Genomic DNA, 14,567 nt, shown 5'->3' with positions numbered 1-14,567 from the left:
TAAAAAGATAGTTGTGTTAGTATCAAGATAAAGGAACGAAAGTTACATAAAGATGCACATATGTAACTGGATAAGGAGGAGAATACAATGGATAAGAAAGAAATGGCAAAATATTTAGATGATACATTATTAAAAGCAGATGCAACACCGGAGCAAATTGTAAAAATTTGTGAAGAGGCAAAGACATATGGTTGTGCTTCTGTATGTGTGAATTCAAGCTATGTGCCATTAGTTGCAAAAGAACTGTCTGGTTCTGAAGTAAAAACGTGTTGTGTAATTGGCTTTCCTTTAGGAGCATGCACTTCTGAGTCAAAGGCGGCAGAGACTGCTGATAGTATTGAAAAAGGGGCAAATGAAGTGGACATGGTTATTCAGATTGGTCGTGCTAAAGCCGGAGAATGGGATTATGTTAAGAGTGATATAGAGGCAGTTGTAAAAGCGGCTGCTGGAAAAGCTATTGTTAAAGTGATCATTGAGACATGTCTTCTTACGGATGAAGAGAAGATAAAAGCGTGCCAGATTGCGAAAGAAGCGGGAGCGGATTTTGTCAAAACTTCAACAGGTTTCTCGACGGGCGGAGCTACGGTTGAAGATATCCGTCTAATGAGAGAAACAGTAGGAAAAGATATGGGTGTGAAAGCTTCAGGAGGTGTGCGAGATTTTGAAAAAGCTCAGGCAATGATTGATGCAGGAGCAACTAGAATTGGTACAAGTAGTGCAGCGGGAATTTTGAATTAATTTGTTGAAATATGAAAAGTAAGAAAAGGGCGTGTGAAAAAACTCTTGTTTTTTCACACGCTCTTTTTTATGAAACAAAATGAAAGATAGAAAGAAAAACGTTTGACATAATCTTTATTAAATGCTATTTTAAAAGATAGAAATCGCTTACATAAAGTAAGGATTGTGGGGAACCTAAATGAATATATATGATATAGCAGAAAAAGCCAATGTATCACCAGCTACTGTGTCTAGAGTAATAAATGGAAATAAAAGTGTTAGAGAAGAGACTAGAAGAAAAGTTCAAAAAATTATTGAAGAAACAAATTATGTACCTAATTCTCTTGCGAGAAATTTGAGTGTTGGTGAGACGCGAAACATAGCATTTCTAGCTCCAGACATAGAAAATCCATTTTTTAGTAAAATATTACACGGGTTGTCTGATACTGCAAATCATTACGGTTATAATGTGTTTATGTATGGAACTAATGATAATCTAGAAATAGAACATCGTATTTTAAATGATGTTCAAAAGGAAAGAATAAAAGGGTTGGTAATTATACCGGTCAGTGATAAAGATAAAATAACAGCGGAAAAATTGGAAAGTCTAGAAAAAAATCAAATTCCGATTGTGTTGATAGATCGAGATATTATACATGCCGAGTTCGATGGAGTATTTTCAGATGATTGTGAGGGGGCAAGGCAAGCAGTGAAATGTCTTATTGATTCAGGACATACTAGGATTGCAATTATTACAGGAGAACGGAACTCCAGACCAGGAAGAGAGAGGTTAAAGGGGTATGAAAAGGCGTTGGAAGAATCTGGGATTGAAAAAAAATCAGATTATATTGTAGGAGGCAGTTTTAAAGAGAATGCGGCATATCAAGCTTGTCAAAGATTAATGGATTTAAAAGAACCGCCAACTGCGATATTTACTTCTAATAATTTAATTACGCTGGGATGCCTTAAGTTTATGAAAGATAAAGATATGAAAATCGGTAGAGATATTTCGATGGTTTGTTTCGATGAAATACATGAATTAAGCTGTACGGATATAAATCTTACTACGGTTGACAGACCGGTATATGAAATGGGCTGTGCAGCGCTAGAGCTTTTGGAATATAGTTTTCAAAGTCTGACAGGTAATGGAAAAGAAAAGATTATGAGGAGGACAAACATAGTAAAAACAAATTTGATTATTCGCGGATCGGAAAAATTGAAAAAATAATGTAAAGAAGGATGACGAAGAGAATAAGTTGGAGTTATCCTTTTTTTGTTAAAATATCCACATTAATAGAAAGCGGTTTCTTGGATTTACCGATAAAATAATTGTGAAAAATGCACTAAAAATAAAGAACTTAATTAGGAATATATACAAATAGATGCAAAAAAGCAAAAAAATAATTGACTGGAAGGAGAGGTGGACGTAAAATTGAAATATAGAAAAGAAACCGCTTCCAAAATAGAGAGGTGGAAGAGATAATCGGATTGAAAAATAAAAGGAGGCTAAAACATGAAAAAGGTCGCAGTGTTTGGAAGTTTTGTTGTAGATCTTATGGCAAGGTCGCCGCATCTTCCGGTTCCGGGAGAGACAGTAAAAGGGTCGATGTTTAAAATGGGACCTGGCGGGAAAGGATTTAATCAGTGTGTGGCAGCGCATAAGGCAGGAGCAGATGTTGTGATGATGACAAAGGTTGGTACAGATAGCTTCGCAAATGTAATGTTGGATACTATGGATGAACTCAAAATGCCAAAGGATAATATTTTTGTTAGTGAAGAGACAGAGACAGGAATTGCGCTTATTTTAGTAGATGAAAATACGAGTCAGAATGAAATTATTATTGTTCCAGGAGCATGTAATACGATTACTGCAGAGGAAGTTGCAAGTGTTGAAAGTATTATTAAAGAATGTGAATACGTATTGCTTCAGCTAGAAGTTAATCAAGATGCTAATGAAATGCTTGTTGATATGGCCAATAAGTATGGGTGTAAGGTTATTATGAATACAGCGCCATATGCACCGATGACAGATGAATTCCTCTCAAAATGTTATATGGTTACTCCGAATGAAGTAGAAGCAGAAGAAGTTACAGGTGTTTCTGTGAAAGATCTTGAATCAGCAAAGAAAGCGGCAGCTTATTTTAGGGAAAAGGGTGTCACAGATGTTGTTATTACATTGGGGGCCAGAGGCGTATTTGTTTCTTCAAAAGGTGAAGAGATGATTGTGCCAGCATATAAAGTGGACGCTATTGATACGACTGGAGCAGGAGATGCATTTAATGGTGGTCTTCTTGCAGCTCTTTCAGAGGGGAAGGAACTGTGGGATGCGGTTAAATTTGCAAATGCATTGGCAGCGTTGTCAGTACAGAGACTAGGAACTACTCCAGCAATGCCAACAAGAGAAGAGGTAGATGAATTCCTGGAGGCGCATAAATAAAACAGGGGTTTAATAGAAAATAATATTTAAAATAAAAGGAGGATATAAAGATGTTAAAAGGAATACCGGAAATTATTGGATCAGATTTATTAAAGGCACTGGCAGACATGGGACATGGTGATATCTTAGTGGTTGCAGATCATTTCTATCCACCTTATTCTAAGTCTCCTAATGCAGTTAGTGTACAAGCAAAGGGAAATACGGCACCTGAAATGATTGATGCTATTTTAAAATTGATGCCATTGGACGTTGAGTATTGTGATACACCGTTGGAGTATATGGTTCCGGATGCGGATTCAGGAGTTGATTTGAAACAGTGTGATACATGGGATGAAGCAATTGCAGCTGCAAAGAGAAACGGATATGAAAATTGTGCAGGACCAATTGAGAGAACAAAATTTTATGATAAAGCTGGAAAAGCTGTATTGACAGTGTGCACAAGTGAGACAAGGCCATATGGTTGTTTCATCTTACAAAAAGGTGTTATGTAGTCGTTTGTAATTACATAATTGTTTTAAAGTGTAACATAAAAAGTGAAAAAGGGAGGATTATTCATGAAATTAAAGAAATTAGTATCATTGGCATTGGTAGGCGTTATGACACTTTCCTTAGCAGCATGTTCAAGCGGAAAAACAGGAAAAAGCAACGGTTCATCAGGTGGGGATGATAAGAAATCTTATCATGTAATTTATCTTACACCATCTACAGCATCTCAGTTCTGGACATATGTTGGAATTGGTATTGAGAATGCGATGAAAGATATTGAGGAAAAAGAAGGAATAAAAGTTGATTATGAAGTTGTAGGACCGGCTGAAGAGAGTCAGACAGAAGATTATGTAACAACATTTGAGCAGTGTATTGGAAAACAGCCAGATGCAATTGTTACAGCAACGCTTGCAATTGATGCAACAGTGCCAAAAGCGCAGGAAGCTACAAATGCAGGTATTGTACTGAACTTTGTAAACTGTGGAATCGGAACTGGTGATGATGGGGCAAATGAAGATTATTACAATGAATTCTATTATTGCTCAAATGATACAATTGGTGAGATGGCAGCGCAGGCATTCAAAGACGCTATGGATAAAAAAGGTATTACAGATGGTGTCCTTGGTATGAATACAAATGTTGAAAATGAAGCGCTTAACCATAGAATTGACGGATTTAGAAGCAAGATAAAAGAGCTTGCGCCTCAGTTGACATTAACAGATACATATTATAATGGTAATGATGTTGAAACTGCACAGAAGAATGCAGAGAATATCATTTCTACATATGGAGATAAGCTGATTGGTATGTATTCTGGAAATAATATTACAGGTGATGGTGTTTGCAATGCAGTTGCGGATTCTAACGTAGGTGATAAATTTATTAATGTAGCAGTTGATTCAGATGACATTGAAATTCAGGCACTTAAAAATGGTGTATTGGATGCAATTATTGTTCAGGACGCATATGCACAGGGATATAAATGTATGGAAAATACACTTCAGACATTAATTACAGGAAAGAATCCAGAGTCTAAGAAACAAGTTAACTGTCCACCGGTTGTTATTACTAAGGATAACATGGAGCAGAGTGACATGCAGGATTTACTTGATCCTACAAGACTTAAAAAATAAGAATTTAGGAAAATAGAAGTTACACTTTAATAACATTTATAATGATTGATGTAAGGGGCGATTTTACATCGCTCCTTATTTAAAAAAGAGGGTATTGGTTATGCAGGACACGATTTTAAAAATTGAAAATATCAGTAAATTCTATCCTGGTGTAACAGCACTTAATAACGTGAGTTTCGAGATAAAAGCTGGAGAAGCAAGAGCACTTTGTGGAGAAAATGGAGCTGGAAAGTCTACGTTAATAAAATGCATCATGGGTGTTGAGAGACCAGATGAAGGAAAAGTGTTGATGAATTATAATGGCAATTGGATTGAAAATACAAGTGCATTAGAGGCTCAAAGCCACGGTGTATATGCAAATTATCAACATGTAAATATTGCACCAGATCTTAGTATAGCAGAAAATTACTTTTTGGGACGTCAGCCAAAAACTAAAACCGGCATGGTTGACTGGAAGAAAATGTATGATGATAGTCAGAAAATAATTGATAAATTTGGTATGAATGTTAATCCGAGACAGAAAATTTCTAGTCTACCAATTGCAATGCAGGCAATGGTTACTATTAGTAAAATTTCTGTCAGTGACGATTTGAGAATAGTAATATTTGATGAACCAACAGCTCTTCTTGAAAATGAGAAGGTCGAAACTTTATATAAATTTATAGATGAGCTCAAATCTAAGGGAGTTAGTATTATATATATATCACATCGATTGGAAGAAATTATGGATATATGTGACAGTGTTACAATATTAAAAGATGGTACATATATAGACACGAAGCCGATTGAGGAAGTTACTAAAGACTCGTTGATTACGATGATGGTTGGACGAGAGTTGTCTGATATTTATAATATTAAGAGGCAGAAACCAGGTAAGGAACTTTTGAGAGTTGAAGGTTTTACAGATAGTAAACATTTTAAAAATATTAATTTTAACCTTCATGCGGGTGAAATTATTGGTTTTGCAGGTCTTGTTGGAGCGGGACGAAGTGAGATAATGAGAGCGCTTTGTGGTGTGGATAAACGTCTGAGTGGTGATGTTTATGTGAAAAATAAAAAGGTTGATATTAAGGATCCAGCGGATGCGCTTAAACATGGCATTGGATTTTTGACAGAAGATAGACGTTCAGATGGGCTTGCTTTGGCGCTTCCTATTAAGACAAATGTTAATATGAATTCCTATGAGATGATAAGCAAGGCAGGAGTTATCTCCTTGAAAAAAGAGACAGAGAGGGCAGAAAAATATTCTAAAGATGTTCGAGTAAAGACACCGAGTATAATGCAATTAGCAGGGAATTTATCTGGTGGTAACCAACAAAAGGTTGTAATTGCAAAACTGCTTTGCCGAAATCCAGATATCTTGATTTTTGATGAGCCTACAGTTGGAGTTGATGTAGGTGCAAAAGAAGAAATTTATAAGATTATGGAAGAACTTACTGCACAGGGGAAAGGTATCATTTTGATTTCTTCATATCTTCCGGAAGTCATGGGACTGTCAGATAGACTTTTTGTTATGGCACAGGGAAGAATCACTGGGGAATTTAATTATGATGAGATAAAAGTTCTGAAAGAAGAGGATGTTTTGAAGAAAGCATCTGTTGAGGGATAAGGAGGAATTTATTATGGCAAAAGCAACTATGAAGAAAAAAACGAATATATTCCAACAGACAGAATTTACATTAGGTCTAATTATCGTAATTCTTTTTGTTGGGGCGTCTGTTTTTACGGATAATTTTTGTACACTTTACAATGTAACAAACTTAACGAAACAATGTGCGATTATCGGAGTTATGGCAGCAGCACAGACGATGATTATTATCACTGGGGGAATTGATATCAGTGGTGGAGCAATTACAGGTTTGTCTTGTATGGTACTTGCTCTTTTACAGAGAGATACAGGAATGAATATGTGGTTGACTTTAATTATTGCGATTGTGATTTCTGTTGCAGTTGGCTTCTTAAATGGTATTATTATTTATGATTTTCGGGTTCCGCCTATGATTGCTACTTTGGGTATGCAGACAATTGTACGTGGACTTGTTAAGATTATTAGTAATGCATTAACAGTTACAGGAATTGATCAAAGAATTTTGAGTATGGGAAATACCAACTTATTTGGAGGACTTCCGGTGTTAGCTGTTATTTGGGCAATTGTTGCAATTGCGATTTGGTTCATGCTTAAATATACAATTTTTGGACGAAGCTTATATGTACTTGGTAGTGGCGTTGAGGTTGCAAAATTAAGCGGTATTAAAGTTAGAAAAATGTTCTATGCAACATATGCAGGCGCAGGACTTTTATATGGTATTGCAGGTATTATGCTTGCTGCTCGAGTACAGAGCGCTTTACCAACAGGTGGAGAAGGATATGATATGAATGCAATCGCAGCAGCTGTAATTGGTGGTGCTTCGCTTGCGGGAGGAAAAGGAACTGTTACAGGTACAGTGCTTGGTACTATTTTGATGGTATTAATTAATAATGCTGGTGTACAGTTTGGATTAAATACACATGTACTTGAAATTACAAGCGGTGTGCTTATTATATTTGCTGTAACAATGGATATGTTAAAAAATAGAAAAAAAGCATAGTAAAGTATAAAATAAGAAAAGCACCATGGAGAGGCCATATAATAATGCTGGCAATCTTTAAAGGTGCTTTTCTAATTTGGATAAAGTTTTGAGAAAGGATGAAATCATAGTCCATATATTGAAGCAATTTGCAAAGAGATTCAAGATGGGGGAATTGGAAAAATACGATATATGGAATCAGCATATATAACTTCAGATTATAATATGAACAATATCCGGATGAGAAAAGAAATGCTAGGTGGTTGCACATATGATTTGGGAGTATATAATACAAGTTTGATTCTTCGAATATTGGGAGAAAAACCTCAAAAAATAAAGGCAATTAGTAGTGGCGTAAAAGGTGAAATTGATAATTATGTGTCAGTTATTTTTGAGTATAATGATGGAAAAATGGCAGCATTTTCTAGTGGAATGGTTCTTGAAATAGAAGAAAACAGGCATATTGATCGGTTTGAAATTCATGGAAGTGAGGGAATTATAAAAGGAATAGGATTTGAATTTAATGGCGACGGAGAATTGAGCTATTCTGTGAAAAGAGCAGGAGAAAAAGAGGTTATAAAGACAGTGCAGGTACCTCAAAATTATTGCTTGGAAGTGGAACAATTTGGGGGATGTGTTGAGGGCAAAGAAAAGCCGGCAGTTTCAAGAGAGTTTTCGATAATCAATGCTGGTATTATTGATGATATTTTAAAAGAAATAGAATATTAGTATATGAGAAATCCCCTGTTGTTTGCATGAATTTAACTTGTGCTGTGATGAAAACTAACAGGGGATTTTATGAAGAAGTAAATTTATAAATTTTTAAGCAAATCTTTTAACGTTTCTTCTACGGAATCGGTTGTATGTGTAGCGTAATCCGCTACTCCGGTGGCAGCAGTCGTCATAGCATAGCTTGTATTGGACAGCTGCAACATTTCCAAATCATTGTACTGATCTCCGAATGTGATACCATTCTTTGGATCCATGCCAAGGGAAGATACGATATTGGAAAGGGCAGAACCTTTATTGGCATTCGGTGCAATGAAATCAATCCAGATATTCCCGGAGGTTACAATCTTGATTCGATCACCGAAACGTTCTTGAAAATAGGCGCGAAGACGTTTTTCGGTTCCATCAAAATCACATACTGCGATTTTGATAAAAGGCTCCTTGATATCACGCACATTTTGAACAACGTCCATGTCATAACCGACATCGTTACGGATATGATCGATGTAGTCAGAATCTTTTGAGTCGGTATATCCGGTCCGGGCTGTGGAAATTAAAGTGTGGCAATGACCATATTCTTTTGCTGCGTCTGCAATCTCATAGATCAGATTAGTATCAATATGTCCTAACGAGACAATCTTATCATCATGCACACACATAGATCCATTTTCTGCGACATAGGAAATGTCATCTTTTACAGGGGCAAATAGACGACGGAGATTTTTGTACTGGCGGCCGCTGGCTGCAATAAAATGTATTCCATGTTCTTTTAACTGACGGATAATGTCAAATAATTCTGGATTCAGTTCCGTCGCGTGACCATGAAGTAAAGTTCCGTCTACGTCGCTGGCAATATATTGTATCATAGTGTTCCCTTTCTGTATTTATGTATTAATTGTCGTACCTGTGTTGATAATAGAAATCTTATCTATTATAATATAAAAAGGCGTCAAAGAAAAGACGACAATGAAAAGAGGAGGCTATAACGTCATGAAAATCGGAATTGGTAATGATCATGCTGCAGTAGACATGAAGAATCAGGTAGTAGAGTACCTGGAAGGAAAAGGATATGAAGTTGTGAACTTTGGTACAGATACATATGAGAGCTGTAATTATCCAGAGTACGGCGAGAAAGTCGGACGAGCTGTTGCAGCAGGAGATGTAGATCTTGGTATCCTGATCTGTGGTACAGGAGTTGGAATCTCTTTGGCAGCAAATAAAGTAAAAGGTGTTCGTGCAGTTGTTTGCTCAGAGCCATATTCTGCAAAACTTTCCAGACAGCATAACAATACCAATATTCTGGCATTCGGTGCCCGTGTAATCGGAATTGAGCTTGCAAAGATGATCATCGATGAATGGTTAAGCGCAGAATTCGAAGGTGGAAGACACCAGACCAGAGTAGATATGATTACAGCAATTGAGAATAAATAAGCAAAAAATAATCAGTAAAAATAATCAGTAAACAAAACTGTTGCTTTGTGAAGGATAATCTGACGAAGCAGCAGTTTTTTTGTTGCCAAGCATGCGACAAAAAGGTCCGGTGGACCTTTTTTAGCGCTATAAAAGTATTCGAAGGAAATTGCCAGTGAAAGTTTATCTGTGCAGAAAATTTTTTTATAAATCTGTACATTTCCGCATTTTAGAAAAATCACCGATCTGATTTTTGAGTCATACTATAATATAAAAAGATTTTGAGGAATAAATATGCCATATTCTATGATGTTAGATAGTGGTCACGGGGGAAGTGATCCTGGAGCAGTTTATCGGGGGCGCCGTGAAAAAGATGATACATTAAGGCTGACGCTTGCAGTGGGAGAGATTCTTCAGGAAAATGGAATTGAGGTACTTTACACCAGGACAACAGATGTGTATTTGTCCCCATATGAGCGGGCAGTAGAGGCAAATCAGGCAGGAGTGGATTTTTTCCTGTCGATCCATCGAAACTCTTATCCGACAGATAATAAAGTAATGGGAGTGGAAAGTCTGATCTATGATTTGTCTGGACTTAAATATCAGATGGCGCAGGAAATCAATGAACAATTGGAGACGGTGGGGTTTGTAGATCTGGGGGTGAAAGCAAGACCGAATCTTGTAGTGTTGAAGCGGACACGGATGCCAGCTGTACTTGTAGAGGCTGGATTTATCAATTCAGATACGGATAATAAATTATTTGATTCTAATTTTCAGGATATTGCACAGGCAATTGCAACAGGAGTCCTGGATACATTGGAAAATGCCGGAGTTCTGAAAGAACCGGAAACGCCGGTGGAACAGACGAAGTACCGTATTCAGGTCGGACTGTTCCGGAACCGGAACAATGCAGCGAGGCAGCAGGAAACACTGGAAGACCGTGGATTTCCGGCATATATAGATCAATGGAAACAATATTACCGGGTGATTTCCGGAGAATATGATATGCTGGACGAAGCGGTGGCGGCACAGAGAAGACTTAAGAGAGCCGGATTTGAGACGCTTTTGATACAATAATCATTCAGGTACTCGCTTTGAGCCAACGCCCAGACTAAAATTGTTCAGGTGCTCATTCAGAGCCAGCCTCCCAACTAAAATTATTCAGATACTCGCCCAGAGCCAACGTCCAAACTAAAGAGCAATTGTGACGTGTGGCGTATCCGCCAGATAGAATTATTCCCATATTCGTTCAGAGCCCAACGTCCCAACTAAAAAGCAGTTGTGACGTGTGGCGTATCCGCCAGATAGAATTTTAAAAACAACTTTAAAAATGTAATCATTTTACAGTTGTTTTATAAAATTCTGCCTGGCTCTGAACGAGTACATTTTACAAAGATTTAGCATTTCTCTGTAAACTGATTTAACATGCAGTTCCTATAATGTACATGAAGAAAAGAAAGAGATGGTGCGGACCACATGAAGATGTGAGAGCATCTAAGATATAGTTGTTTCATATGCAGGGAGGAATGAATATGAAATTTTTATGGGAAATGACAGGAAAAATATTTGGAGCGGAAGCACAGGACGGAACATTTTTATCAGCAAATGTATTGCTGTGGAGTGTTACAACATTTATAGTTGGAATGTTCTTCTGCACGGCAATCGGAAAAATTGCATTGATTGACTGTATAGCAAATGTAATGTGTGTTGCTATTTATGCCGGAGTGATCGGCGGAGTGATCGGTGGATTTTTATTTCTGATACACAGACATAACGGGAAACAGTTATAAGAGTTAAAAATTATAGAGGCTTAATAGAAGATATTTTGAATTACATCAAAAGATATAAAGAAAAGGCATGTTCTGACATGAAATTTTAAGAACTTGCCTTTTCTTTTTAATTATTATATACCTACAAAAACTGTTCGAAACAGAATTTGTAGATATGTCTACTTATTATTCTTCAGAATCCTCATCATATTCCACTTTCTCCGGCAGATACACATGAACTTTCTCAATACGGTTTTTATCCAGAGATTCTACAACCAGTCGAATACCATCGGATGTTGTGACAGAATCACCGAGTTCCGGAAGCCGGTCCAGATGCTCGATGATAAATCCACCGAGGGAATCATATTCTTCGGATTCCAGATTCAGTTCCAGACGGTCATTGAAGTCGTCCAGGTTGACAGAACCTTCTACCAGATATTCTTTGTCAGAAATTTTGTGAACAAAATCTTCTTCATTCTCGTCATATTCGTCATGAATTTCACCGACAATTTCTTCCAGGATATCTTCCAGTGTGATCAAACCGGAAGTTTCACCATATTCATCCAGAACAATTGCGATGTTAAAGGATGCCTGACGCATCTCCACAAGAAGCTCGGAAATATTCTTATACTCATAAGTAAAATAAGCTTCTCGCATAATATCCCGGATATGGAATTCTTTTGTGTTTCCGTAATCGTAAAGCAACAAGTCTTTCATGTTAATCGTACCGATCACATTGTCGGTCGTATCTTCATAAATCGGCAGCCTTGTGAATTTATCTTCACGGAAAATGTCAATCAATTCTTCATATGTGCAGTTTACATCTGCAAATGTTACGTGAACGCGTGGAACCATAACATCTTTAGCTTTTGCATCTCCGAGATCTACCACATTGTAGATCATTTCTTTCTCTTCGGATTCGATAACGCCGTCTTCATGGCTGACATTTACGATAGTACGAAGTTCATTCTCGGTCATGGCGCGTTTGTGGTCATTCGGATCTACGCGTAAAATGAAAAGAACAACGTTGGTCAGACCATTGATAATGAAGACGAACGGTGTCATGATCTTCATAAATATATGGATGATTGGTGCGTATGCCAGAGATACCTTCTCAGCGTGGATGGTAGCCATTGTCTTCGGTGTAATCTCACCGAAAAGCAGAATCGCTACAGTTAAAATTCCGCTGGCGATTGCGACCATGGAGCCTCCGAGACTGTAAGCCAGGGTTGTGGTCAGCGATGCGGCAGAAAGGTTCACGATGTTGTTACCGATCAGTATAGCGGTTAGCATCTTAGAAGAATCATCCGTAATTTTTAATACAGTTTGTGCGTTTTTGTTGCCTTCATCGGCAAGGTTGCGGATTCGAATTCGGTTTACTGTTGTAAGTGCAGTCTCCGCAGAAGAAAAGAAAGCAGATAGTGCTAACAGTACAATCAGTACAATAAATAGTATAGTATCATTCGAGTCCAATGATAAATCACTCCTTTTTGATAATAGTGTAATTAAGAGTAATATACAGCATTTACGGAGATTTTGCAAGAAGAAAGGAAGTATCGCAGTTTTTAATTGCAGTTTTGAAAGGTAAATTTATTTTATAGCCTGCCAATTCTGTGATTTCACATGTTTACACATTTTTTGTAAATTTAGGAAAGTTATCCACATTGAATGATTATACTGCTTCCCTCTCTAAAAAATGTGCATAAATTTGTGTTTTCTCTTGGCTCTTTCCTGTTCTCTGCTCATTTTTCTTCCTTTGCGATAAAGTTTTTCTTTTATTTTAACTTATCGCAAAGAAATCAACTTATTCTTTTAGAACTATTAGTGTGAATTATTTTTACCTTTCAAAACTGCTTTTATAGTGAAAAGAATATTTTTACCGCTGCAAAAAAAGAAAGAAAAAACTTGACAAATAAAAAGAAAAGAATATAATGTAACTAATTCAATCGAAGAAAGCAAGACAAAGAAGTCAGATGATTTTTTTTGTCTTGCTTTTTTATTAGCATCTGTTAGCAGGCAGATGCTAATAAAAAAATAGATAAAACGTTTTACTAGTTCTTGTGAATTGAGCACAAAATGTCAGAAAATTAACATGTATAATGTTGCATAGTGCAAAAAAATGAAAATGAAATATTGTGAAATGTGACGATTGACGCGTGCAAAATTGGTTGGTAAGATAAAGATACATTAATTGATAAAACGTTTTACCAAAAGGAAATTCAAGAAAAGAGGAGGAAATGGACAATGAAGAAAAGAATCGTAAGTGTATTACTGGTTATGGCAATGTGTGTAAGCATGTCTGCTTGTGGAAGTAAGGGTGCTGAGAAGAAATCAGATGAGAGTGCTTCTGGTCAGAAAAAAGTTGCAGTTGTATATGCAGGTAATCTTGGAGATAAATCTTACAATGATTCATGCAATGAAGGTGCAAAAAAAGCAGAAAAAGAATTGGGTGTAAAAGTAAAGACACTTGAAGGAACTACAGCAGATGAGTGGGAAGCTAATTTCCTTGCAGCAGCAGAAGGTGGATATGATTTAGTATTATGTTCTAACTCCAACTTTGAAGAATATTTGAAGAAATATGCAGCAGATTATCCGGATGTAAAATTTGCGATTATTGATACTACTGTAGATGCCGATAATGTAGAATCCATTAGTTTTGCACAGAACGAAGGATCATTCTTAGCAGGAGCGGCAGCAGCAATGTTCACTCAGAAAACAGATATTGAAGGTGTAAATGCAGATCATACAATCGGCTGGGTCGGAGGTATGGACGTCCCAGTATTGCATGATTTCTATACAGGATATGAACAGGGCGCAAAATATGTTGACCCAGATGTAAAAATTCTTCAGTCATTTGCAGGTTCCTGGTCAGATCCTTTAAAAGGAAAAGAATTAACACTTGCACAGTATGAGCAGGGTGCAGATATTGTTATGAATGTTGCATCTGGAACAGGTACAGGAGTTCTTGAAGCTGCGAAAGAAGCAGATGAATATGCAATTGGTGTTGATTTGAATCAGGATAATGATCAGCCGGGACATGTACTTACATCTATGGTAAAAAGAGTAGATACTGCATCCTATGAAGTTATTAAATCTATTACTAATGATACATTTAAAGGTGGAACTGTTAAATACATGGATGTTGCAGGTGATGGCGTATCATTAACAGATTTCAGTGTTATGAAAGAATCATTGGGTGATAAATTCCCACAGGATATTGTTGATAAAATTGATGAACTTGCCGATAAAATCAAATCAGGCGAAATTAAAGTTGATAATTATGAAGGATTTGGCGAAAACAAATAGAATCTGAAATTGA

At 36.9% G+C, this 14,567-nt stretch carries 14 protein-coding genes; 12 read left to right on the top strand and 2 right to left on the bottom strand.

Translation table 11 applies throughout. From position 1 onward, the window contains the following. The first annotated feature begins 87 nt into the window (after positions 1–87). The 8 genes from deoC to G593_RS0104820 all read left to right on the top strand — a co-directional run bounded on the left by deoC (position 88) and on the right by G593_RS0104820 (position 8,069). Entirely contained in the window at positions 88–738 is a 651-nt protein-coding gene (deoC, locus tag G593_RS0104855) for a deoxyribose-phosphate aldolase (protein ID WP_029730965.1), read from the top strand. 178 nt (positions 739–916) lie between these two features. Beyond that, complete coding sequence (locus G593_RS0104850) at positions 917–1,945, top strand: LacI family DNA-binding transcriptional regulator (RefSeq protein ID WP_005337991.1); 1,029 nt, start codon at positions 917–919, stop codon at positions 1,943–1,945. A 285-nt stretch (positions 1,946–2,230) separates the two neighbouring features. Then, positions 2,231–3,154 (top strand): ribokinase, encoded by a 924-nt coding sequence (gene rbsK, locus G593_RS0104845; protein WP_005337989.1) that lies wholly within the window; start codon positions 2,231–2,233, stop codon positions 3,152–3,154. A gap of 50 nt (positions 3,155–3,204) precedes the next feature. Then, entirely contained in the window at positions 3,205–3,645 is a 441-nt protein-coding gene (locus tag G593_RS0104840) for an RbsD/FucU family protein (protein ID WP_005337987.1), read from the top strand. Positions 3,646–3,708: 63 nt separating this feature from the next. After that, positions 3,709–4,773, top strand: coding sequence for a substrate-binding domain-containing protein (locus G593_RS0104835; RefSeq protein WP_029730963.1), 1,065 nt, complete (start codon positions 3,709–3,711; stop codon positions 4,771–4,773). 100 nt (positions 4,774–4,873) lie between these two features. Next, complete coding sequence (locus G593_RS0104830) at positions 4,874–6,382, top strand: sugar ABC transporter ATP-binding protein (RefSeq protein WP_005337983.1); 1,509 nt, start codon at positions 4,874–4,876, stop codon at positions 6,380–6,382. A gap of 13 nt (positions 6,383–6,395) precedes the next feature. Then, on the top strand, positions 6,396–7,361 hold the full coding sequence (locus G593_RS0104825; RefSeq protein WP_029730962.1) for an ABC transporter permease: 966 nt from the start codon (positions 6,396–6,398) through the stop codon (positions 7,359–7,361). Positions 7,362–7,478: 117 nt separating this feature from the next. Continuing rightward, complete coding sequence (locus tag G593_RS0104820; protein WP_330360801.1) at positions 7,479–8,069, top strand: Gfo/Idh/MocA family protein; 591 nt, start codon at positions 7,479–7,481, stop codon at positions 8,067–8,069. Positions 8,070–8,152: 83 nt separating this feature from the next. Here G593_RS0104820 and G593_RS0104815 read toward each other — a convergent pair whose 3' ends face one another. Continuing rightward, positions 8,153–8,935: a Cof-type HAD-IIB family hydrolase gene (locus G593_RS0104815; protein WP_029730960.1), complete on the bottom strand. Its 783-nt coding sequence runs from the start codon at positions 8,933–8,935 to the stop codon at positions 8,153–8,155. A gap of 124 nt (positions 8,936–9,059) precedes the next feature. On the opposite strand from G593_RS0104815, the gene rpiB reads away from it, so the two are divergent. From rpiB to G593_RS0104795, 3 genes are all read left to right on the top strand, one after another. Further along, entirely contained in the window at positions 9,060–9,500 is a 441-nt protein-coding gene (gene rpiB / locus G593_RS0104810) for a ribose 5-phosphate isomerase B (RefSeq protein WP_005337976.1), read from the top strand. Positions 9,501–9,773: 273 nt separating this feature from the next. Then, a complete protein-coding gene (locus G593_RS0104800) occupies positions 9,774–10,556 on the top strand; it encodes an N-acetylmuramoyl-L-alanine amidase (protein ID WP_029730958.1) in 783 nt (260 codons plus the stop codon). Positions 10,557–11,011: 455 nt separating this feature from the next. Beyond that, the gene (locus G593_RS0104795; RefSeq protein WP_021840240.1) at positions 11,012–11,269 is read left to right on the top strand and encodes a hypothetical protein; all 258 of its coding nucleotides are present in this window, start codon (positions 11,012–11,014) and stop codon (positions 11,267–11,269) included. Positions 11,270–11,434: 165 nt separating this feature from the next. On the opposite strand, the gene G593_RS0104790 is transcribed toward G593_RS0104795, so the two are convergent. Beyond that, positions 11,435–12,721 (bottom strand): HlyC/CorC family transporter, encoded by a 1,287-nt coding sequence (locus G593_RS0104790; protein WP_005342854.1) that lies wholly within the window; start codon positions 12,719–12,721, stop codon positions 11,435–11,437. A gap of 771 nt (positions 12,722–13,492) precedes the next feature. Here G593_RS0104790 and G593_RS0104785 point away from each other — a divergent pair. Next, the gene (locus G593_RS0104785) at positions 13,493–14,554 is read left to right on the top strand and encodes a BMP family ABC transporter substrate-binding protein (protein ID WP_029730955.1); all 1,062 of its coding nucleotides are present in this window, start codon (positions 13,493–13,495) and stop codon (positions 14,552–14,554) included. Positions 14,555–14,567: the final 13 nt, after the last annotated feature.

The organism is Dorea sp. AGR2135, assembly GCF_000420885.1.
Taxonomy (GTDB): domain Bacteria; phylum Bacillota; class Clostridia; order Lachnospirales; family Lachnospiraceae; genus Dorea; species Dorea formicigenerans.
This window is presented reverse-complemented; position numbering and strand designations above follow the sequence as displayed.

Excerpts from the sequence above, each read along its gene's own strand:
- G593_RS0104830 (WP_005337983.1), top strand. The coding sequence starts at position 4,874 with ATGCAGGACACGATTTTAAAAATTGAAAATATCAGTAAATTCTATCCT.
- G593_RS0104815 (WP_029730960.1), bottom strand. The coding sequence starts at position 8,935 with ATGATACAATATATTGCCAGCGACGTAGACGGAACTTTACTTCATGGT.
- G593_RS0104850 (WP_005337991.1), top strand. The coding sequence starts at position 917 with ATGAATATATATGATATAGCAGAAAAAGCCAATGTATCACCAGCTACT.
- rbsK (WP_005337989.1), top strand. The coding sequence starts at position 2,231 with ATGAAAAAGGTCGCAGTGTTTGGAAGTTTTGTTGTAGATCTTATGGCA.
- G593_RS0104825 (WP_029730962.1), top strand. The coding sequence starts at position 6,396 with ATGGCAAAAGCAACTATGAAGAAAAAAACGAATATATTCCAACAGACA.
- G593_RS0104795 (WP_021840240.1), top strand. The coding sequence starts at position 11,012 with ATGAAATTTTTATGGGAAATGACAGGAAAAATATTTGGAGCGGAAGCA.
- deoC (WP_029730965.1), top strand. The coding sequence starts at position 88 with ATGGATAAGAAAGAAATGGCAAAATATTTAGATGATACATTATTAAAA.
- G593_RS0104835 (WP_029730963.1), top strand. The coding sequence starts at position 3,709 with ATGAAATTAAAGAAATTAGTATCATTGGCATTGGTAGGCGTTATGACA.
- G593_RS0104785 (WP_029730955.1), top strand. The coding sequence starts at position 13,493 with ATGAAGAAAAGAATCGTAAGTGTATTACTGGTTATGGCAATGTGTGTA.
- G593_RS0104800 (WP_029730958.1), top strand. The coding sequence starts at position 9,774 with ATGCCATATTCTATGATGTTAGATAGTGGTCACGGGGGAAGTGATCCT.
- G593_RS0104840 (WP_005337987.1), top strand. The coding sequence starts at position 3,205 with ATGTTAAAAGGAATACCGGAAATTATTGGATCAGATTTATTAAAGGCA.
- rpiB (WP_005337976.1), top strand. The coding sequence starts at position 9,060 with ATGAAAATCGGAATTGGTAATGATCATGCTGCAGTAGACATGAAGAAT.